Genomic DNA, 20,511 nt, shown 5'->3' on the forward strand with positions numbered 1-20,511 from the left:
TTAGAGAACTCCAGCCTTTTCCATATCTTCACGGAGCGCCTCAAGCTGCGCCGGGGTTGCATCAACCACCGGCAGGCGCGGCGCCCCTACGTTGATGCCCTGCAGTCGCAGGGCTGCCTTTGCAAATGTTGCACCGCCGAGCGCTGCTTGCTGTCGAGCAAGCACGGTCAGGGTGTTGGCGTTGATTTCCCGCGCGCGGGCGAGGTCGCCTTCCTCGAAGCTTGTCACCATGTCACGCATTGCCTGCGGAGCCGCGTGCGCCACGACGGAGATCATTCCGGTCGCGCCAACGGACAGCCAGGGCAGGTTGAGCGGGTCGTCCCCGGAGTACCAGGCCAGGCCCGTGCTCTGAATGAGCGGAGCGGCCTCAAAGAAGTTGCCTTTCGCGTCCTTTACCGCCTGCACTGTCTCGAGTTCAGCCAGCTCAGCAATGGTCTCCCCAGCTATGGGGATTCCGGAGCGGCCGGGAATGTCGTACAGGCAGATCGGCAGGTCGGTCGCTTCGGCCACGGCGGTGAAGTGGGCCTTTACGCCTGCTTGGGAGGGCTTGGAGTAGTACGGGGTGACTACCAGCAGTGCGTCCGCCCCGGCATCGCGCGAGGCCTGCGCCAGCGCGATCGAGGTTTTCGTGTTGTTCGTGCCGGCTCCCGCAATCAGCGTTGCGGAGTCACCCACCTCTTCCTTGACCGCCTTGAGCAGGGCCAGCTTCTCCTCCACCGTGGTGGTCGGGGATTCGCCGGTTGTGCCTGCGAGGACAAGCGAGTCGATTCCATGATCTACAAGGTGGGCTGCCAACTTTCGGCCTGCATCACAGTCAAGTTCTCCGTTGGAATCGAACGGCGTGACCATTGCAACGCAGACGGTGCCAAAGACTTCTGCACCGAGGTTAGCTTTCATAGATGTGCCCATGAGCACACAGACTACCCTCTTCGTCAACGCAAGTGCTTATCGACGCCCCTCTGCAACCCCGTCCCTACCGCACGTAGGGGCTGGTGGCCATCCGCGTGCCGTCGGCAAGCTCGCTGATCAAAAAGTCACTGAACAACACTGGTGCCTGACCGCGCAGCAGCTCCAGGCACTCGACGGCGAGCGTGCGGATCTCCACGTCCGCGTGCTCGGACGCCCGTGAGGCGATGAACCCGCGCCACGCGCGGTAGTTTCCGGTGACGACGAACCTGGTTTCGGTCGCGTTGGGCAGGATCGCGCGCGCGGCTTGGCGGGCCTTCTTCTTGCGCAGCAACGCGTTCGGCTCCGAGGCCATGTTTTCTTCCAGGGCCTGCAGCAGCTCGTCGTATACAAAGCGTGAGTCGTCCACCGCGCGCAGGAACATGCGCGAAAGTTCCTCGTCGTCCGCGATGATGTCAGGGACGACAACCTCGTTGTCGTCGCTGTGCACGAAGCGCTGCGACAGCTGGGAGAAGGAAAAGTGCCGGTGGCGGAGCAGCTCGTTGCCCGCCGCGCGCGACAGTCCGCGGATGTACAGGGTCGCGGTGGCGTGTTCGAGCAGCGCGTCGTGCCCGACGTCCAGGATGTGGTGCAGGTAGGCGTCGTTCGCCGCCGTGTGCGGGTTGGGACGGTCAAAGGACTCGTAGCAGGCCCGGCCCGCAAACTCCACGAGCGATTCCGCGTCTGTGGCCGTGGGATCGGCCTCCCACGCCACGCCCTCGGGGGCGCGGAACTGGGAGGCAGCGATGAGCTGGACATCCAAGTGCGAGGAAACGGCCATGTCGCTACAGCCCCAGGTAGTCGTCCAGACCGATGGTCAGACCGGGACGGTCTGCGACGCCACGCACGCCGGTAAGCACGCCAGGCACGAAGGATTCGCGCCCGTAGGAGTCCTGGCGGATGGTCAGCGACTGATCGGTCGTGCCGAAAATGACTTCCTCGTGCGCGACCATACCCTGCATGCGCACCGCGTGGACCTTCACACCATCGACGTCGGCGCCGCGGGCACCATCGAGCTGCTGCTCGGTGGCGTCCGGCATGGCGCCCAGACCGGCGTCGCGGCGGGCGTCAGCAATGCCCTGCGCCGTCTTCAGCGCAGTGCCGGAGGGCGCGTCGAGTTTGTTCGGGTGGTGCAGCTCGACGACCTCGGCCGAATCGAAGAACCGGGCCGCCTGGCGAGCGAACGCCATGGTCAGCACCGCGGAAATTGCAAAGTTGGGCGCAACGAGCACGCCCACCCCGGGGTTGTCGGCGCACCAAGCGCGCACCTGCTCGTACCGGGCGTCATCAAAGCCGGTCGTGCCCACCACGCAGTGGATGCCGTGATTGATGCAGTACTCAAGGTTATCCATCACGGACGCTGGCGTGGTGAAGTCCACGATGATCTCCGCGCCGCGCTCGGCAAGGACCTCGAGCGAGTCGCCGCTGCCGACCTCTGCAACCAGCTCCAGGTCCTCGGCCTTGTTCACGCCGGCCACCACAGCGGTACCCACGCGCCCCTTCGCTCCGAGCACTCCGACCTTGATCACCTTGTCCGCCATGCTGGCCTCCTCGTTTCCGCTTGCATTGTTCCCTCGCAACTCTAGCCCGCGCGGCCAAGCCCGGGCACACTGGCGGGTATGCGTATTTCAGTCCTTGCTCGCTGTGTTCAGGACCAGCAGCGCGCGCTCGAGTTCTACCGCGACGGCCTGCCCTTTACCCAGTTCAGCGCGGATGACGTCGCCACCGACAGACGAGGTCAAGGCCGCAGTGTTCGACGACCAAAACGGCCACTACATCCAGCTCATCGAGGGCGCGTAGCATTTCGCTTCTCGACGCCCACACCCTCCCCTTCCCCATATACTGGCACCATGCAACAGTCACGTCAGCACCACGCGCCCCATGTCTCCCACGCCGCCGCAGTCGCCAGCGCCGCCCTCGCCTGTACTCTCGCGCTGACCGCCTGCTCGCCGGAGTCATCCGATGAGGCTCCCACCCCCTCGAGCGCAGCCACTCCGACGTCTGCGGCAGAGGTTGCTTCCAGCGAACGCCCGGAGGGGGACGTGGGGGCGTCGGTAAGCACGGTGCCTAAGACGCAGCCTGAAACTCGGGCTGAGACTCCGGCGCAGAAGCTGTCCGCGGCGAGCGATGGCGGGCAGTTCAGCACGGAGCAAGTCCGGGTCACGCAGCCGCAGCCAGCTGACCTACAACTGCAGGATGTGCGCGCGGGCTCCCACGGCGATATTGACCGCGTCGTCTTTGAGTACGCGGGGACGGGCTTGCCAAGCTACGTGGCGGGGTACGTCGATACGCCGCGGCAACAGGCCTCTGGGAACGTGATGGAGGTGCCGGGCGCGGCGCACCTCGAAGTGAATGTGCAGGGTACGGCCGGGGATATGATGCGCACCGACGCGCCGATCACGGCGATGGGCAGTAAGGGCGTCGCGGCGGGCAACATCGCGGACGTGTACCTGGGTTCGATCTTTGAGGCCGACTCCCAGTTCTTTATCGGGCTGGACGGCCAGCGCGGGTACAAGATCTACACGCTTGAGAACCCGACGCGCGTCGTGGTCGATATTGCACGATAAGCGGGGCGGGAGCGCCACGGGAGGCATACATTGGCAGTTACGCCATCGTTTCCTGTCATTCGCCTGTCTACACGCTCGGCCTGCGGAACCGTTGCGAGCATTGCCGCGGTTTCCATCCTGCTCGCCGGTTGCGCCAACGAGGGTGTCAGCGGCCCAGAGACCGTTACCGCCCAGTCGACGACACAGGTAACGGAGGACACGGATGCGAAGACCCACGATCCCGGCGCGAGTGTGGTGGCTACAACCGGCAGGCCCGGCGACAAGATAGCGCTCGCGCCGCTGACCAAAGCGCTGGTCACGCCGTCAGCGGAGGCATTTCGGGAAGTGGGTACTCGAACCCGGGCACGCCCGAGGTCCTCCTCCGTGACGTTCGTGCCGCAGAGCACGAGGGGTTCGACCGGCTGGTCTTTGAGTTTTCGGGGAACCCGGAGGTCGTCGAGAAAGCTATGACTTATCAAGATGCCCCGGACCAGCAAGGCACCGGAGACATTGAACCCGTCAAGGGCAATGCGTACCTTCCGGTTTTGCTGCGACGGGTGGCAGTCGTTGACATACCCGAAGGGCACCAGTTTGTTGGTCGTGGCAGTTTAGGCGTGGCGGCGGGCAACATTCTTGATGCATTCAACTCTGGTGGCACCGAAGGCGATTCGCTCTTCTACGTGGGCCTGGACTCCGAGCGCGACTTCACGTTCCAGATGTTTGAGAACCCGACGCACGTAGTACTCGACTTTCCCAAGTAGGCGCAACCCCTCTTCATCCGCGGGCACCCCTCCATCGGGTGCCCGCTTTTGCATGTGCACTGTTGGTAGTCGGGCAAGGGGAGGTCGACTGAGTTATCTGCAACACACTTTTTCTTGCGAGAGAGCGCTATTACCCCGTATCGTTCTGTATGATCTAGAACAATTCCATGAATCGATCTTCTCGTTGGCGCATACATCGCCAGCTGTGAAAGGCACCCAACAATGTTTGATCCCTACAGACGCCCCACAGTGGCCGTCATCGGCGCCGGCCCTGCTGGCGCTACCGCTGCCGCAGAATGCGCATTCTCCGGCTTTGACACCACCCTCTTTGACAAGCGCGAAGCAATCGGCGGCCACCTGGCGGCACCCGATGCGGAACCTGTGTCCAAGCGTCTCCACTACCGCACGCCGTACCTCAAGGTGACCAAGGTGGACGGTTCTGCTGCTGCCGCCGCGCGCCACCTCGCCGCGGCAGTGCAGGCGGGCGGCGCGGAATTCCGCCCGCACACCACGGTCACCGGTGCTGTGTTTGATGAAGGCGAAGGCCAGTGGGAGGTGACGTTCATCGATGCACAAGGCGGCGAGCACACTGAGCGCTTTGACATTCTCGTCCGCGCCACCGGCGAGGCATCGCCGTGGATCGCAGTCCCCGGCCGCCCAAACATCTCGGTCGATGACCTCTACCTGCACCACGGCGTGGAAGTTGTCGGTCTGCCGAACGCGCTGTTTGTCGACGGCCCCTACCCCACCGATTCCAGCCTCAAGCGACACCCCTTGGCCGTGCTCGAAGCGCGCGGCGATTACGCCCGCCGCTACGCCCGACAGCTAGAAATCCGCGGGCCCGGTGCGCTGACCGTCAAGCGCGACAAGTGGCTCGTGCAACCCGGCGCCGTCCGCGGCATTCGCTCGAAGCTATCCGAGTTCGATGCGACCGTCCATCAGTTCAAGCGCGCCTCTCACTATGCCGACGACGCCCGCCGAACCGCCCGAGCCACCGCAGCGGCACACTAATCAAGCCCGAAGGAGACACCATGACTACCGTCCACCCGTCGACGAAGAACGAGTCCGCTGCCGACGCGGGGCTCAACGCAGCGCAGGAAGCGGCTCAGGGCCACGTCGCCGAGCCGCAACCCGGCCTGCCCGAGCTCGGCCCGGATTCCATCCTTTGGGATCGTTTTGGCGACTGGCGCTCCGCATTCGTCGCCCTGGCCGCAGGCGTGCTGCAGATCGCGCACCGGGACATCAGCCGTTCCCTGGTCCAGCAATCCAACGTGTTTGATAACGAGGTCGCGCGCCTAGTTCGCTCCGCATTCCCAATCATCCGCGCAGTGTACGAAGGGCCCGAGGTTGGCTCAATGATCCGCGACTTCCACAAGGACATTAAGGGCACCCATCCGGATGGCTCGCGTTACCACTCGCTGAACCCGGAGGTCTACTACTGGGCACACGCGACGTTTGCCGCGATGCCGTACCAGCTTGCCGGCAACTTCATGCCGGATATGACCAAGGCGGAGAAGGATCAGCTCTTCCAGGAGTGTCGCACCTGGTACAGCTTCTACGGTGTCGCCGAACCCGAAAGCGCACCGAAGACGTACGACGAGTATGTCGAATTCATGGACCGCATGATCGACGAGCTCGGCCCCAGTGAGACGATCGAGCGCTCCCGCATCATCAATGGTCTGACGCTCGACACACCGGACCCGTCGGTGCCGAGATGGGCGTGGAAGCCGGTTGCCCCCTTCGCCTCCAAGCTCCTCCTCTGGGTGGCTATCGGCATGATCCCCGACAAGCTTCGTGACAAGCTCGGCTGGGAGTGGACCAAGAAAGATGCCCGTCGCCTCAAGCTGCTTTCTACGGGCACACGCGCTGTATTCTCAGTCCTCCCGCGCAAGGCGCGCATGGTACCGATCGCATCCCGCGCGTACGAGAAAGCCGAAGCCGAGGGCGGCTTCCACTACTAACGGCTGCCACCGCGACGAGAGTGCGCCAGGTTTCTTCCCGAGACCTGGCGCCTTCTTTATGCACTGCGCCCGGAGGCGAGCTTTCTCGTTGTGTGTCCGTGTTGTGGCTCAACGTACGGACGAAATTCCGCACGGGCGGAAAGCTCGGCTCCAAAAAGTTCCGCACAGGCGGAAAACCGTCCCCAAACCTCCCGTCCTCGTGCACTCCGTGCGATCAAGAATTCCGCACAGGCGGAAAGCTTGGCCTCAAATAATCCGCACACGCGGAAAAGCCGGCCCCAAAAAATTCCGCACAGGCGGAAAAGCTGGGCCCGAAAAATTCCGCACAAGCGGAAAAGCCGGGCCCGAAGAATTCCGCACAGACGGAAAACTCGGGCCCCCAAAAACTCCGCACACGCGGAAAATCTGACCCCAGTCCTCCCGACCTCGTGTACTCCGTGTGATCAAAAATTCCGCACAGGCGGAAAAATCAGAGCCCAGTCAGAACTATCTGCTCGCCCAATCTACGGAACTGTCAAACGAACCGACGGCGCACTAAACCCTTGTCCGTAGAGCGTCACCATTTGCATGGTCACGTTGTTCAGCGAGATCTCATTCATCAACATGTCGGGCACTTCTACATTGGGAACGGGGCGCTTATCGGGTACACCGAGCTGATCGAGGACCGAGTTGATGTCACCGCTGAGATCGACCGTCACGGGGATGGTCGGGAGATCACGCACAGCGGGCGTCGCAGTCAAGCCTGTAGCCACGACTTTCACCGGCCCATTCGTTACGGTCGTATCAACATTTCCCGTGGTCAGGTTCCCGCCGCCCATGCCGGGAATCTTAAGACCCAGGTTGTGCCCAACCAGCCGATCGCCGCTCAGCACCAGCGCTCGTTGCTGCTGTCCTCCCACGTTGACGTAGTCGAGCGTCGCGTGCACATTACCGGTCAGCGTGACTTTGTCCGCAGTCACAATACTCGGCGCCGCAGCCGGGGCCAGCCCCGAGGGAATTGCGCTCGTACCTATCGACGCCCCCTCGCCCACCCCCGGAGCCGCCGGGGCCGCAGGGGCCGAACTCTCCGGTGCGGGCTGCGCCGGCGTCTGCAGACCGGGAACGTCGGGGACCGACGGCGCTGGCAACTGCGGAATCTCCGGCAACTGGAGTTCCGGGGCCGGAAGCTTTGGAAGCTCCACCTGCGGGAGCTGCGGCGCTGCGGGGGCCGCCGGTTCCTGTGCAGACACGACCCCAGTGTCGCCGAGCAGCAGTGCGAGGACCGCGTTCGCAGCAGCGACGGCCACGACCGAGTTCAGCGTGGAACCTCCACTCCACTTCGAGCTTCCCCCGCGCTGTTCGGTCTCGGATTCCTCGGGTTCGGACTCATCGAAGGCGTCCTCGGCGAACGGATCGAAGTCCTCCGGCTGCTCCGGTGCGTCGGCAGCCGACGCACGTTTCGTGTGCTTCCCTTTGCGCTTCTTCGCACTCTTCTCGCCCGGCTCCCAGCCCAGCGCAAGGGCGCCGCCGACAATGCCAAACAGCGCGCCCACAACGAAGCCGCCGAGGTTCGAGGTCGGCAGGGAGATCACCGACACGATGATGGCCAGCACGCCCAAGTACACCGCGGTGGCGGGCTGCAACCAGCACCCGAGGCCGAACATGAACATCAGCACGCCGATGAGCAGGGTGGACACGCCGGAGACGGTGGAGATCATCACCAGGATGTCGGAGACCTCAAACGTGATGTATGCCGGTGCCGCGATGACGAATCCGGAAATCATCATGAGCAGGCCCGGAATGAACGGGCGGTTCTTCCGCCACTGGTTGAAGCGGTGTGCCAGGCCCGGTGTGTCGTGGGTGGCGGTGTCGTGGTCGTCGATAAGCATGTGCTCCTCGTCGCTACTTGAGGCCGCAGGCATTGTCACTCCCCTTCACCACGGTCACACCAACGCCGGACGCGGAGAGGTACTCGGCGCCGATGGACGTAGTGGTGATGTCGTCGGCACTGAGCGAGACTTTGTTGGAGTGCAGGCCCCAGGTTCCAGGCGCGGCCTGCGCGTTAACCTGCTGGGCGTCGATGCCCACGCTTGCGTCGGTGAGCTGGAGTGCGCCCTTAATGTCGTTGGCACCCACGACGAGGTTGCGGACCTCGACGCTGTTGTCGCCGTTGGCGCGAAGCGCGAGCGTGCCCTCGCCGACCATCGGGAGATCCGGCAGCGTGGCGGAAAGGCACAGGTTGGAAGCGTACGCGTGGCCAAACTTCAGGCGGGCGACCGGAATGGTGTCGTCCTCCTTCATCGGCTCACTATCCACAAACAGCGAGAAGTCCTCGCCATCCAAGTGCGTCATGCTGACCTTGAAAAAGGTGCCCGAAAGCGCCAGGTTTGCGGTCAGGCCTCCCTGTGCGACAGCGACGCCAGTGGCCCCGAACGCCAAGAGCCCGGTGGTCAACGCGACCGCGGTCTTCTTCCAGTTGAATTTCCCCATGGGGGCAACCTTTCATCGTTGTGCAACCGTTTTGACCAATGCACCCTCGGGTGCTGCGGGGAGTGCTGAGGTTGTGCCTGAGACATCCATCAAAACGACACGCTCTTGTATGATTTGCCACACATTAGCACGACCGCGGTGGCCCAGACCAAACCGAATCCCATGACGTCCGCCACATGCGCCCATAGCGGAAAATACCGGGCACCCCCGCGGTCGCACTGCGAACCACTACCCGCACATAAGGTAGGTGCCCACACCAGATCCTCGCCGTCACAGCCCCAGAACGCCCGCAGAACGCCCACGTTTCAGCCGGCGCCTCGACACGGCCAAATCCTTAGGGCCGGAAAATGATGTGACCCCCACCCGGCCAACCGCGCTGCTGTGCTACCGTTCACATATCAACCGAGATGTCTACAAGCACATGAAATGAGGCAACTGATGTCCACGCCAGTTTCCGCCAACTCCTCCAAGGGCGGTAAGCGCGAGCTCCGCCGCTCCCCACTCGGCCCGGACTCGCTCCTGTGGAAGTGGGGTTCTGACCAGCGCATCCAGCTCCTGCGCGGGTACACCGGCGTCATGCAGAACATGCACCCGGCCATCGGCCAGTCGCTGCTGGACCACTCCAAGTTCTTCGACGAGCCGTTCGCCCGTCTGGAGCGCTCCACCCCGCAGATCATCATGTCCATCTATGACGACGGCGACCTGGGCAAGCAGATCCGCGACTACCACACCACCATCAAGGGCACTCTGCGCAACGGCGAGCGCTACCACTCCATGAACCCCGAAACCTTCTGGTGGGCGCACGCGACGTTTGTCTACCGCGTCATCTACGCCCAGGAGCTCTTCGGCACCCCCTTCACCCACGAGGAGAAGGACCAGATCGTGCGCGAGGGCGTGACCTGGTGGGACCACTACGGCATGTCTGAGCGCCCGGTCATCGACAACTACGACGACCTCGTGGCGTACATGGACGAGATGGCCGACACCGTCCTCGAGCGCAACGAAACCGTCGACTTCGCTCTGCGCACCGCCCGCGACGAGATGATCGCCCCGCCGGAAGGCGTCTCCCCGAAGGTGTGGAAAGTCATTTGGAAGCCGATCATGCGCAGCGTCATCTGGCTCACCTACGGCACCATCCCCGCCAAGGAGCGCGCCATCCTCGAGCTCGACTGGTCCGCAAAGGATCAAAAGCGCTTCGACCGCATTGCCAAGCTGGTGAAGAAGGTCTTTGACATCCTCCCGGAGGACAAGCGCTACATGGAGCCGGGCCGGTCCCAGATGATCAAGCACGGCATGATTTCCGGCGAGTACAAGGAGCCGAAGAACATCCGCCCATACCAGGGCAACGGCGACGAGGACCCGGAAGCAGAGCTCAAGGCCGCAGACGGCATCACCGTGTCCGCACGCAAGCAGCGCAGCACGCTTGACGACGATGCCGACGCCGTCGCCGCCCGCCGCGCAGCCGGCTGCCCGTTCTAACCAGGAGTGAGCGCAAACTTCATGCCAATTCATCGTTTGAAGGAACAGCCGCTCCCGGAACATTTCCTGGAAATGCTGCTCAACTTGACCACCAACCGCGCGACGGGCTCGCTCGACGCCAGCGAGCGCCAAGATGTCACGTCCCCCTTCGTCGACCAGCCCATCGGCTGGGTCGGCGCCGGCACCGCCGCGGACGTCGATGAAGCGTTCCGCCGCGCCCGCACCGCCCAACGGGAGTGGGCCGCGCGCGACATCGCAGACCGGGTCGCTGTGCTCGAGCGCTTCCACGACCTGGTGTACCGCGAGCGGGAGCTGCTCGCGGACATCGTCCAGCTTGAGACCGGCAAGGACCGTACCGCCGCGTTCGACGAAGTCCTCGACGTCATGAACAACGCCCGCTACTACGCCAACACTGCGGAGCGCCTGCTCACCACGGCGAGCCGGGCGGGCGCGTTCCCCCTGATTACCAAGACGGCCGAGCAGCGCGTGCCCAAAGGCGTCGTCGGCCAGATCAGCCCGTGGAACTACCCGCTCGCGCTCGGCGTCTCAGACGCGGTGGCCGCCCTCATCGCCGGCAACGGCGTCGTGGCAAAGCCGGACTGGCAGACCCCGTTCTCCAACCTCATGTCGCTCCACCTGCTCATCCAGGCGGGCCTGCCGCGCGACCTCTTCCAGATCGTCACCGGCTCCGGCGAGGAGGTCGGCGGCGCGATCGCCGCGCAGTGCGACTACCTCATGTTCACCGGCTCCACCAAGACCGGCAAGCTGCTGGGCAGGACGGTCGGCGAGCGGCTCGTCGGGTTCTCGGCAGAGCTCGGGGGCAAGAATCCGATGCTGATAGCCCCGGACGCTGACGTCGATAAGCATATTGACACGATCGCCACCGCCTGCTTCTCCAACTCCGGCCAACTCTGCGTGTCCATCGAGCGCATCTACGTGCCCGACGCGCTCTTCGACCGCTTCATCGCCGCATTCCGGCGCGCCGCGGAGTCCATCACCCTGGGCAAGGGACTGAACTGGGATTACGAGATGGGCTCGCTCATCAACCAGGCCCAGCTCGACCGCGTGCAAGCATTCGTGGACGACGCGGTGGCGAAGGGCGCAACCGTAGTGACCGGCGGAAAGGCGCGCCCGGACATCGGTCCCTTCCACTTCGAACCAACCATCCTCACCGGCCTCGGCGAGGGCACCGACCTGGCCACCCAGGAAGTTTTCGGCCCGGTCGTATACGTTCAGCGCGTGCGCGACATGGACGAGGCCGTCAAGCTGGCCAACGCAACCTCCTACGGCCTGAACGCCTCCGTGTTCGGCGCGCCGAACACGGCGTGGGCCCTCGCCCAACGCATTGAGTCCGGCAGCGTGACCATCAACGACGGTTACGCCTCCTCCTGGGCCTCCATCTCCACCCCGCTCGGCGGTGTGAAAGAATCCGGCCTAGCCCGCCGCCACGGCCCCGAGGGCCTGACCAAGTACACGGAACCGAAGAACATCTCCCAGCAGCGAATCATGCCGATGCGCGGCCCCGCGCAGCTCCCCCGCCGCTACTACGGCACGCTGCTCACCACAGCGCTCAACCTGGGCAAGAAGCTACGGTTCCTCCCCTAGCGTTCGCATTTGCTTACCGACGCAACAACGCCTCCCCACCAGCGCGCAGCCGGTTCGGGGAGGCGTTTGCCGTCGCGGGTTCGACCTACTCCTCGACGGGGACCAGGGAGATCTTGCCGCGGTTGTCAATGTCGCGGATCTCCACCTCAACCTTGTCGCCGACGTTGATCACGTCTTCAACATTCTCAATGCGGGTGTTGCCGCCCAGGTTGGAGATGTGGATCAGGCCGTCGGTGCCCGGCAGGATGGACACGAAAGCGCCGAAGGCAACCGTCTTCACCACGGTGCCCAGGTAGCGCTCGCCCACCTTCGGCATCTGCGGATTCGCAATCGCGTTGATCTTCTCAATCGCGGCGTCGGCAGCCGAGCCCTCGGTCGCAGACACGTAGATGGTGCCGTCGTCCTCGATGGTGATCTCCGCGCCGGTTTCCTCCGTGATGGAGTTGATCGTCTTGCCCTTCGGCCCAATGACCTCGCCGATCTTCTTCACCGGGACGGTCACCGTCGTGATCTTCGGAGCGAGCGGGTTCATCTCGTCGGGGCCCTCGATGACCTCGGACATGGTGTCCAGGATGGTCTCGCGGGCCTCGTAGGCCTGCTCCAGCGCGCCGGCGAGGACGTCAGACGGGATGCCGTCCAGCTTGGTGTCCAGCTGCAGGGCGGTGATGAACTCGCTGGTGCCGGCGACCTTGAAGTCCATGTCGCCGAACGCGTCTTCTGCACCCAGGATGTCCGTCAGGGTGACGTACTCGGTCTCGCCGTCAACCTCGCCGGACACCAGGCCCATGGCGATGCCTGCCACCGGCGCCGCCAGCGGCACGCCCGCGTTGTACAGCGACAGGGTCGACGCGCACACGGAGCCCATCGACGTCGAGCCGTTGGAGCCCAGCGCCTCGGAGACCTGGCGGATCGTGTACGGGAAGTCATCCTTGGACGGAATGACCGGCAGCAGCGCGCGCTCTGCCAGCGCACCGTGGCCGATCTCGCGGCGCTTCGGGGAGCCGACGCGGCCCGTTTCGCCCGTGGAGTACGGCGGGAAGTTGTAGTGGTGGATGTAGCGCTTCGTATCCTCCGGGTGCAGCGAGTCAATGTGCTGCTCCATCTTCAGCATGTCCAGCGTGGTCACGCCGAGGATCTGGGTCTCGCCGCGCTCGAACAGTGCGGAGCCGTGTGCGCGCGGCACCAGCTCGACTTCCACCTCGAGGTCGCGGATGTCGGTGACCCCGCGGCCGTCGATACGGAAGCCCTCGGTGAGGATCTTCTCGCGCACGATCTTCTTCTGCACTGCGTTGTACGCGGCGCGGATCTCCTTGGACATGGCGGTGACCTCAGCGTCATCGTCGTCCACGTCAAACTTGTCCAGGAGCGCCTCCTCGATCTCCTCCATGTACTCGTTGGAGGCGTCCTCGCGCTCGGCCTTGGACTTGATGGTCATGATCTTGGCCAGCTTCTTCGCGGCCTTCTTCTCCACCTGCGCGTAGACCTTGTCGGTGTACGGAGGGAAGAGCGGGAACTCCTTGGTCTCCTTGCCCACTTCCTGAGCCAGGTCGGCCTGCGCCTTCGCCAGCGTCTGAATGTACGGCTTCGCAGCCTCGAGGCCCTCAGCAACCGTGGACTCCTTGGGTGCCGGGTAGCCGTCCTTGACCAGCTGCACGACGTTCACACCGGCGCCGGCCTCCACCATCATGATGGCAACGTCTTCCTCGGTCTTCTTACCGCGCTTGCGCTCCACCATGCGGCCTGCCACGACCATCTCAAACAACGCGCGCTCGTGCTGCGCAGCGTTGGGGAAGGCTACCCACTGTCCCTCCGGGTGCTTATCATCCGCAATCAGCGCCATACGCACACCGCCGACGGCGCCGGAGACCGGCAGTCCGGACAGCTGCGTTGCCGCGGAGGCGCCGTTGATGGCCACCACGTCGTAGTACTCGTCAGGTGCCATGGACATGACAGTGATCACGCACTGCACTTCGTTGCGAAGCCCCTTGGCAAACGTCGGGCGCAACGGGCGGTCGATCAGGCGGCAAGCCAGAATCGCCTGCGTGGTCGGGCGGCCCTCGCGGCGGAAGAACGAGCCCGGGATACGGCCGGCGGCGTACATGCGCTCCTCCACGTCGACCGTCAGGGGGAAGAAGTCGAAGCCCTCGCGCGGCTGGTTCGACGCGGTGGTGGTGGCCAGCATCATCGTGTCATCGTCCAGGTAGGTGGTCACCGACCCGTCCGCCTGGCGGGCGAGCTGACCGGTCTCAAAACGAATGGTGCGGGAGCCAAAGTCGCCATTGTCCAGCGTGGCAACCGCCTCAGTAATCCCGAACTCCTCGTCCACGTGAATGTCGTACGAGTTCTTGGGCGTAAAGGTGCTCAAAAGATCTCTCTCCTCGAGTCTCGTCGTGGCGGTCATCGGTGCCGCCGGTTCGTATGCGTTCATCTACAACGGCAAACATCATACCAGCTCGACCGTGCAAGGCACGCTTCTCTGCACCTCCCCACCGCGCACAAAACCCGCCGCCTCGTCCCGGGAACGTGTCGGCGGACAGCGTCCCGGTTCGAAAGCGGCGGGTTCGTGCATCTCCGCCCGGTAACACCGGGCGGGCTCTCAGTTGCGCTTAGCGGCGCAGGCCCAGGCGAGCGATGAGGTCGCGGTAGCGCTCAACGTTGTTCTCGCGCAGGTACTTCAGCAGACTGCGGCGACGGCCGACCAGCAGCAGCAGACCACGGCGGGAGTGGTGATCGTGCTTGTGATCCTTCAGGTGCTCGGTCAGGTTGTTGATGCGCTCGGTCAGCAGCGCAACCTGCGCCTCCGGGGAACCGGTGTCGGTCTCGTGGACGCCGTACTCCTTGAGGATTTCGGCCTTCTTCTCAGTGGACAGTGCCATGAGTATGCTCCTTATATTTCAGTCCGCATTCTTCAGTGTTCTCGTGCCCTGCGGGACTGCTGCGAACCACAGTCTGTGCCCCGGAACGCTCCGGTGACAGGGCCAGCGGATCATACTACCGGAGCGCTACCGCCCTCCCCAAATCGCGCTACCTGGCGGCCGCGTCACTCCCCGGGGTCCGCTGCGCAAGCCCGGTCAGCCGGCGCATGAACTCGGCGAGGAAGCGCTCGACGTCCACGCCCACCGCCACGTGCCCGGTCTTCGCCGCGTCGTTGAGCCGGGCTTCGTCGCCAATCGTGCGCCCCCGCGTCTCGCCCTCCGTGTCCGTCTTCAGGTTGATGTCCAACGTCTCCACCAGGGTCGGGTCCGCCGCCACCGCCACGGCGAGCGGGTCGTGGAGTCCGCACCCACCCAGGTACGGCGCGGTGGTCTCATAGGCCTTGATGTAGTAGTCCGTCGCGGTGGCCAGGAAGTCGCCGCCGGTCGTGCCCAGTGCCTTCCACTCCGCGGTCTCCTTGGATGTCAGCAGCGTTTGCAGCGTCACATCCAGGCCAACCATCGTAATGTCCTTCGCGTTGCGGAACACTAGGTCAGCGGCCTCGGGGTCCTGGTTAATGTTGGCCTCGGACCACTGCGTCACGTTGCCGGGCACGGTGAGCGCGCCACCCATGATCACGATGTGCGCGTTGTCCGCAAACGTCGGGTCCGCCTCCATCGCCGCGGCCACCGTGGTGAGCGGCCCCACAGGCACGATCACCAACTCGTCGCCGTGCTGGCGCACAGACTCCACCATGAACTCCACGGCGGACTGCTCCTCCACCGCACGCGAGGCGTCCGGAATCTGGGCCTCGCCGATACCGTTCTTGCCGTGGATGAACTCGGAGATTTCCATGACCTCGAAGGAATCGCGGGTGCGCGCGTGGTCCGGCCCCGCGTGGACCGGGATGTCGGTGCGGCCGAACAGCTCCAGGATGGCCAGCGAGTTCCTCGTTCCGGTGGGGACCAGCACGTTGCCGTAGGTCCCCGTCACGCCGATGAGGTCCAGGTCCTCGGAGCCGAGTGCGTACGCAATCGCCAGCGCATCGTCGATGCCGGTGTCCACGTCCAGGATGAGCTTGCGTGCCATGGTTGGGTCCTTTCGCTGGGGAGACTGTCGTGCCCCCGACAATAGCGCGCCCCTACTCTGCGGCGAGGATCTCCCGGGTACGGGCGACGTCGCGAGCCATATTCTCCAGCAGCTCGTCCACCGAGTTGAACTTCACCATGTCGCGGACCTTGTCCACAAACTCCACGCGCGCCATCCGTCCGTACAGATCGGCGTCGCGATCCAGAATGTAGGACTCGACGCTGCGGCGGGTATCACCAAAGGTCGGGTTGGTGCCCACCGAAATCGCCGCCGGGTAGCGCACCCCGGGCTCGATGTCGCCGTCGATGGGGGCGTCATCAATGATGGTGACCCAGCCGGCGTAGACACCATCCCCGGGCAGCGCCGACATCTCCTCGACGTACTGATTCGCCGTGGGGTACCCCAGCTCGCGCCCACCCCGGCCCGCGCCGCGCTCGATGATGGAGATCACCGAGAACGGCCGGCCCATGTAGTCCGTGGCCAAGCCGATATTTCCGGCCGTAAGCTCGTCGCGGATGGCGGTCGAGCAGATGCGCACGTCGCCGTCGTTGAGCAACTGCACGATGGTCACCGCGAGGCCGTGGCGCTCGCCCAGCTGCGCCATCGTCTGCGCGGTGCCGGCGGCGTCCTTGCCAAAGGTGAAGTTTTCGCCCACGACCACCTCGAGGGCGCCGAGCCGCCCCTGCAGCACTTCGGTGACGTAGTGCTCAGGACTGTCGCCTGCCAGCTCCTCGCGGAAGTCGATGACCAGGAGGTAGTCCACGCCGAGCTCCGCGATCTGCCGGGCACGCTCCTCAATGGGAAGCAGGGCGACGGGGGCACGATCGGGGGCGAAAATACTCACCGGGTGCGGGTCGAACGTCATCACCACGCACGGCACGCCACGCTCGCGCGCCCTGTCCACGGCGGTGCTGATGAGCAGCTGGTGCCCGCGGTGCACGCCGTCGAACACGCCGATGGTGACCACGCAACCGCCGTCCGCCTTCAGATGTGCTGGGACGCTTCCAAGCCCGTGCAAAATATCCACGCGCAATAGCGTACGGCATACTGGAAAACCATGACCGATCCCCTCGCAACCTCTGGAATCGTCGTGGTAGACAAGCCCGCGGGCATGACAAGCCACGATGTTGTAGCGAAGCTGCGCCGCGCATTTTCCACCCGCAAGGTGGGGCACGCCGGCACGCTCGACCCGATGGCCACCGGCGTGCTTGTCGCCGGGATCGAGCGCGGCACCAAGCTGCTCGCCCACCTCGTCGCGCACGACAAGCGCTACGAGGCCACCATCAGGCTCGGCCAGTCCACCACCACCGATGACGCGGAGGGCGAGCTCACTGCGGAGCATGACGCAGCAGCCATCACCGACGGGCAGATTGCCGCCGAGATCACTGCCCTGACCGGCGACATCATGCAAAAACCCACCGCGGTCTCCGCCATCAAAATCAACGGCAAGCGCGCGCACGAGCTGGTCCGCGAGGGCAAAGACGTGGACATCCCCGCCCGCCCGGTCACCATCTTCGCCTTCGACACCCACGAGGTCAGCAGGCAGGGCTCGCTTATCGACGTCACCGTGACCGTCCACTGCTCCTCCGGCACCTACATCCGCGCTCTCGCCCGCGACCTGGGCGCCGCGCTCGGCGTCGGCGGTCACCTCACGCAACTCCGCCGCACCAGCGTTGGCGCATTTTCGCTTGCCGACGCCACGCCGCTCCCCGTCCTCCAAGACTCCCCCGCCCTTTCGCTCACCCTGGACGAGGCGCTCACTCGCGCCTGGCCGGTGCTCCCGGTCAGCGACGACGAGTACCAGGCACTCGCGCTGGGGAAATGGCTCGAACCGCGCGGGCTGCAGGGCGTGCACGCCGCCCAGGGGCCGGACGGGCGCGTCGTGGCCCTGGTCAAGGAGAAGGGCAAGCGCCTGTCCACGGAGTTCGTGGCTCGCCCGGCAACCCTGGGCTAAATCGCCTACTCCACGAAGACGGAGGCGATGATATAGCCGTCGCCGACCACCCAGCGCCCCTCAAACAGCGGTGCCGGGGTGGGGCGGGCCAAGATGTAGGACGAAAACGTGCCGTCGGTGCGCAGCACGATGTCGGCGTCCTCGAATCCGAGCCAGCGGCGCGTCATGGGAAACCAGCACTTGTACGTCGCCTCTTTGGCGCAGAAGAGGAGCTTGCTGGCCCACTCGAAGCCTTCTTCCTCCAGCTCGCGCAGCATCGCCCGCTCGGTGGGCCTGGCGATGCGGGGCACCACCTCGCTCGGCAGCGGGACCGCGGGCTCGGCGTCGAGTCCCATGGACCGCACGTGCCGTGTCGGTGCCGCCACCGCCGCGCGAAAGCCGGTTGTATGCGTGAGCGACCCGGTGTAGCCGTGCGGCCACAGCGGCATCCCGCGCTCGCCGCGCAGAATCACGCCCGCGTCGGTGCAGCCCAGCTCCTTGAGCGCCTCGTGGGCGCACCAGCGCGCGTCGCCGAACTCGCCCTTGCGCTTGTCCACGGCGCGGCTAACAAGCTCTCGTTCGCTGGGGTGGAGATCCTCGTAGTGGGTCAGGTCTCTGCGCTCATTCGTACGCAGGTACACAAACCGGGCCTCGGGGGGAAACAATGCCAGGTTCTGCATCTAGGCCCCCAGTTCCATGACCGGGTACGGGAACTGCACCCCTGCAGGGTGGCGCTGCCACTCGCGCGGGTACCCGAGCGAGACCTCGATGTGGTCCACGCCGTCCACCTCCACGACGCCGGGCATGTGCAGGTGCCCGTACACCACTGCGCGGGCGTTGTAGCGCTTTGGCCAAGATCGCGTATGCCTCGTCCCGCACCACAGCGCAATCTCAGACCACTGCATCCGCAGCGTCGGCTCCTGCACCAGCGGCCAGTGGTTCACCATGATGGTGGGCCCGCTGATTCGTGAGAGCCGCTTCGTGGTATACGCGAGACGATCCCAGCACCACGCGCGCACGTCCACAAACGGGGCGATGGCGTACTGGTCCGTCATCACGATGTTCTTTTCCTTCGCCGCCTCGATGGCCTCCTCGACCGTCATTCCGGGGCCACGGAATGAGTAGTCGTACAGCGTGAACAACGGGGCGACGGTAACGCCACCGAAGACGGGGAACTGGTCCTCTGGGGTGACCACACCCAGCTCTCGCATGGACTGCACCAGTGCGGTGTACTTATCGCGGCCGCGGTAGCGGTCCGCGCTGCGGGCGAACAGCTCGTGGTTGCCCGGCACCCAGATCACCGTGTCGAACCTTCCGGCCATCTCCGCCATCACCTGCACGATCAACTCGTGGCGTTCCGCCACGTCTCCGGCCACAATCAGCCAGTCCGACGGGTCCGCGGGCTGGATCTGGGCGATCTTCGGCCCGTTCCGCTTCACCGCTGCGTGGAGGTCGCTCACTGCCCAGAGGGTGGTGGTCATGCGCTCGCCTTTCGGGTCTTGCGCTCTGCTCCTGTCTGTGCCCATTCGTCGCCCCGGAAACGGATGACCACGCCGACCAGGCGCAGCAGCACCGAGGCGAGGTGTCCAGCCCAGATGCCGACCAAGCCCCACCCGAACGCCACCGACAGCAGCGTGAGCGGGAGGAAGGCGCCGAGTACGGAGGCGATGGTGATGTTGCGAAGGTACGCCGCGTCGCCGGCCCCGAGCAGCACCCCGTCCAGGGCGAAGACGACGCCGCCGGTGACAATCATGGCGATGAGCAACCACCACGGGATGGTGAGGGCGTCGTGGACGGCTGGGTCCTGGGTGAAAATGGACTGCAGGGGGGCGTCGAAAAGCGTGAAGACCAACGCCAAGACCACGCCGAAGCCGACGGAGAACCGGGTGGCCTGCGCGCCGACGGAGCGTGCCTCGGCGACGCGCCCCTTGCCCAGCGAAGCTCCGGTGAGCGTTTGCGCGGCGATGGCCATCGAGTCGAGGACGAGCGTGAGGAAGTTCCACAGCTGCAGGAGGATCTGGTGCGCGGCAAGCGTCGCGACGCCAAACCGGCCGGCCACCGCCGCCGCGGCGAGAAACGAGATCTGGAAGGACAGGGAGCGCAGGATCAGGTCGCGCCCCAAGACGAGCTGCTCACGCATCACGCGCCAGCGCGGCCCCCAGCTGCCGGCGTGCTCGCGGAGCAGCATGGTGAGGAAAAGCGCGGCCGTGATCCCCATGCCCAGCAGGTTGGCCATCGCGGAGCCGATCAGGCCGAACTTTCCCACCAAGATGGGCAGCGCGATCGCGCCCGGAATGAGTCCGCACAGTGTGAGAAGGAACGGAAGCCGCGTGTTTTGCACACCGCGCATCCAGCCGTTGCCCGCCATGATGATGAGCGTAAGCGGGATGGCAAACGCGGAGACATGCATCCACCGCGCGGACTCCTGGGCCGTGGCCGCGTCGTTAGTCAGGGCCAGCGCGATCGGCTGCGCGAACAACCAGATGATGGTGGCGAGCGCGAAGCCGACGCCGAGCGCCACCCACGTGGCCTGCACGCCTTCCGCCACGGCGGCCTCGCGCTTCCCCGCGCCGAACAGGCGGGAGCTGCGCGCGGTCGTACCGTAGGACAAGAACGTGAGCTGGGTGGTCACCGTGGACTGGATCGTGGTGCCTGCGGCGAGGGCCGCCAGCTCCGCGGTGCCCAGCCGACCGACCACGGCGGTGTCCAGCAGCAGGTAGAGGGGGTTGGCCGCCAGCACACCCAGTGCCGGCAGGGCCAGGGCGAGAATCTTGCCAGGGGTGACCGTCGCGTCGTTGCGTTGCGCCATC

Annotated in this window: 19 protein-coding genes; 7 read left to right on the plus strand and 12 right to left on the minus strand. The window is 65.0% G+C overall.

Annotation, left to right across the window (positions count from 1 at the left end):
* The 3 genes from dapA to dapB form a co-directional block, all read right to left on the minus strand.
* Positions 1-909 carry a 4-hydroxy-tetrahydrodipicolinate synthase gene (gene dapA / locus EAW56_RS06775; RefSeq protein WP_095277605.1) on the minus strand — a complete coding sequence of 303 codons (909 nt, stop codon included), beginning with the start codon at positions 907-909 and terminating at the stop codon, positions 1-3.
* Between the two features lie 64 nt (positions 910-973).
* Positions 974-1,726, minus strand: a complete 753-nt coding sequence (gene thyX / locus EAW56_RS06780) for an FAD-dependent thymidylate synthase (protein WP_095277330.1) — start codon at positions 1,724-1,726, stop codon at positions 974-976.
* 4 nt (positions 1,727-1,730) lie between these two features.
* Positions 1,731-2,486, minus strand: a complete 756-nt coding sequence (gene dapB, locus EAW56_RS06785; RefSeq protein WP_095545855.1) for a 4-hydroxy-tetrahydrodipicolinate reductase — start codon at positions 2,484-2,486, stop codon at positions 1,731-1,733.
* A 309-nt stretch (positions 2,487-2,795) separates the two neighbouring features.
* On the opposite strand from dapB, the gene EAW56_RS12570 reads away from it, so the two are divergent.
* The 4 genes from EAW56_RS12570 to EAW56_RS06800 all read left to right on the plus strand — a co-directional run bounded on the left by EAW56_RS12570 (position 2,796) and on the right by EAW56_RS06800 (position 6,213).
* Positions 2,796-3,512 (plus strand): AMIN-like domain-containing (lipo)protein, encoded by a 717-nt coding sequence (locus tag EAW56_RS12570; RefSeq protein WP_147453260.1) that lies wholly within the window; start codon positions 2,796-2,798, stop codon positions 3,510-3,512.
* Between the two features lie 128 nt (positions 3,513-3,640).
* Positions 3,641-4,252, plus strand: coding sequence for an AMIN-like domain-containing (lipo)protein (locus EAW56_RS13225; protein ID WP_425267104.1), 612 nt, complete (start codon positions 3,641-3,643; stop codon positions 4,250-4,252).
* Between the two features lie 222 nt (positions 4,253-4,474).
* Positions 4,475-5,263, plus strand: a complete 789-nt coding sequence (locus EAW56_RS06795) for an NAD(P)-binding protein (protein WP_122085812.1) — start codon at positions 4,475-4,477, stop codon at positions 5,261-5,263.
* Positions 5,264-5,283: 20 nt separating this feature from the next.
* Positions 5,284-6,213: an oxygenase MpaB family protein gene (locus EAW56_RS06800; RefSeq protein WP_122085814.1), complete on the plus strand. Its 930-nt coding sequence runs from the start codon at positions 5,284-5,286 to the stop codon at positions 6,211-6,213.
* A gap of 503 nt (positions 6,214-6,716) precedes the next feature.
* Here the strand turns inward: EAW56_RS06800 and EAW56_RS13130 are convergent.
* Both EAW56_RS13130 and EAW56_RS06810 read right to left on the minus strand, forming a co-directional pair.
* Positions 6,717-8,114, minus strand: a complete 1,398-nt coding sequence (locus EAW56_RS13130; RefSeq protein ID WP_167457406.1) for a DUF6114 domain-containing protein — start codon at positions 8,112-8,114, stop codon at positions 6,717-6,719.
* The gene (locus EAW56_RS06810) at positions 8,095-8,682 is read right to left on the minus strand and encodes a DUF6230 family protein (protein WP_095277348.1); all 588 of its coding nucleotides are present in this window, start codon (positions 8,680-8,682) and stop codon (positions 8,095-8,097) included. Before EAW56_RS06810 ends, EAW56_RS13130 begins: the two co-directional genes overlap by 20 nt.
* A 438-nt stretch (positions 8,683-9,120) precedes the next feature.
* On the opposite strand from EAW56_RS06810, the gene EAW56_RS06815 reads away from it, so the two are divergent.
* Complete coding sequence (locus EAW56_RS06815) at positions 9,121-10,161, plus strand: oxygenase MpaB family protein (RefSeq protein WP_244213378.1); 1,041 nt, start codon at positions 9,121-9,123, stop codon at positions 10,159-10,161.
* Between the two features lie 21 nt (positions 10,162-10,182).
* Entirely contained in the window at positions 10,183-11,766 is a 1,584-nt protein-coding gene (locus tag EAW56_RS06820; RefSeq protein WP_122085818.1) for a succinic semialdehyde dehydrogenase, read from the plus strand.
* An 85-nt stretch (positions 11,767-11,851) separates the two neighbouring features.
* Here EAW56_RS06820 and EAW56_RS06825 read toward each other — a convergent pair whose 3' ends face one another.
* The 4 genes from EAW56_RS06825 to EAW56_RS06840 all read right to left on the minus strand — a co-directional run bounded on the left by EAW56_RS06825 (position 11,852) and on the right by EAW56_RS06840 (position 16,795).
* On the minus strand, positions 11,852-14,131 hold the full coding sequence (locus EAW56_RS06825; RefSeq protein WP_415528542.1) for a polyribonucleotide nucleotidyltransferase: 2,280 nt from the start codon (positions 14,129-14,131) through the stop codon (positions 11,852-11,854).
* A 241-nt stretch (positions 14,132-14,372) separates the two neighbouring features.
* Positions 14,373-14,642 carry a 30S ribosomal protein S15 gene (gene rpsO / locus EAW56_RS06830; RefSeq protein ID WP_095277357.1) on the minus strand — a complete coding sequence of 90 codons (270 nt, stop codon included), beginning with the start codon at positions 14,640-14,642 and terminating at the stop codon, positions 14,373-14,375.
* A 148-nt stretch (positions 14,643-14,790) separates the two neighbouring features.
* Complete coding sequence (locus tag EAW56_RS06835) at positions 14,791-15,768, minus strand: nucleoside hydrolase (protein WP_122085820.1); 978 nt, start codon at positions 15,766-15,768, stop codon at positions 14,791-14,793.
* Between the two features lie 52 nt (positions 15,769-15,820).
* On the minus strand, positions 15,821-16,795 hold the full coding sequence (locus EAW56_RS06840; RefSeq protein WP_095536729.1) for a bifunctional riboflavin kinase/FAD synthetase: 975 nt from the start codon (positions 16,793-16,795) through the stop codon (positions 15,821-15,823).
* A 30-nt stretch (positions 16,796-16,825) separates the two neighbouring features.
* Here EAW56_RS06840 and truB point away from each other — a divergent pair, with 30 nt between their 5' ends.
* Positions 16,826-17,722 carry a tRNA pseudouridine(55) synthase TruB gene (truB, locus tag EAW56_RS06845; RefSeq protein WP_095545864.1) on the plus strand — a complete coding sequence of 299 codons (897 nt, stop codon included), beginning with the start codon at positions 16,826-16,828 and terminating at the stop codon, positions 17,720-17,722.
* Positions 17,723-17,727: 5 nt separating this feature from the next.
* Here truB and EAW56_RS06850 read toward each other — a convergent pair whose 3' ends face one another.
* The 3 genes from EAW56_RS06850 to EAW56_RS06860 are packed head-to-tail and all read right to left on the minus strand — an operon-like array spanning position 17,728 to position 20,510.
* Positions 17,728-18,381, minus strand: a complete 654-nt coding sequence (locus EAW56_RS06850; protein WP_122085822.1) for a 4'-phosphopantetheinyl transferase family protein — start codon at positions 18,379-18,381, stop codon at positions 17,728-17,730.
* Positions 18,382-19,182 (minus strand): metallophosphoesterase family protein, encoded by an 801-nt coding sequence (locus EAW56_RS06855; RefSeq protein ID WP_095277369.1) that lies wholly within the window; start codon positions 19,180-19,182, stop codon positions 18,382-18,384.
* On the minus strand, positions 19,179-20,510 hold the full coding sequence (locus EAW56_RS06860) for an MATE family efflux transporter (RefSeq protein WP_095545866.1): 1,332 nt from the start codon (positions 20,508-20,510) through the stop codon (positions 19,179-19,181). The genes EAW56_RS06855 and EAW56_RS06860 overlap by 4 nt, the downstream gene beginning before the upstream one ends.
* Position 20,511: the final 1 nt, after the last annotated feature.

Source organism: Corynebacterium gottingense (assembly GCF_003693265.1).
Taxonomy (GTDB): domain Bacteria; phylum Actinomycetota; class Actinomycetes; order Mycobacteriales; family Mycobacteriaceae; genus Corynebacterium; species Corynebacterium gottingense.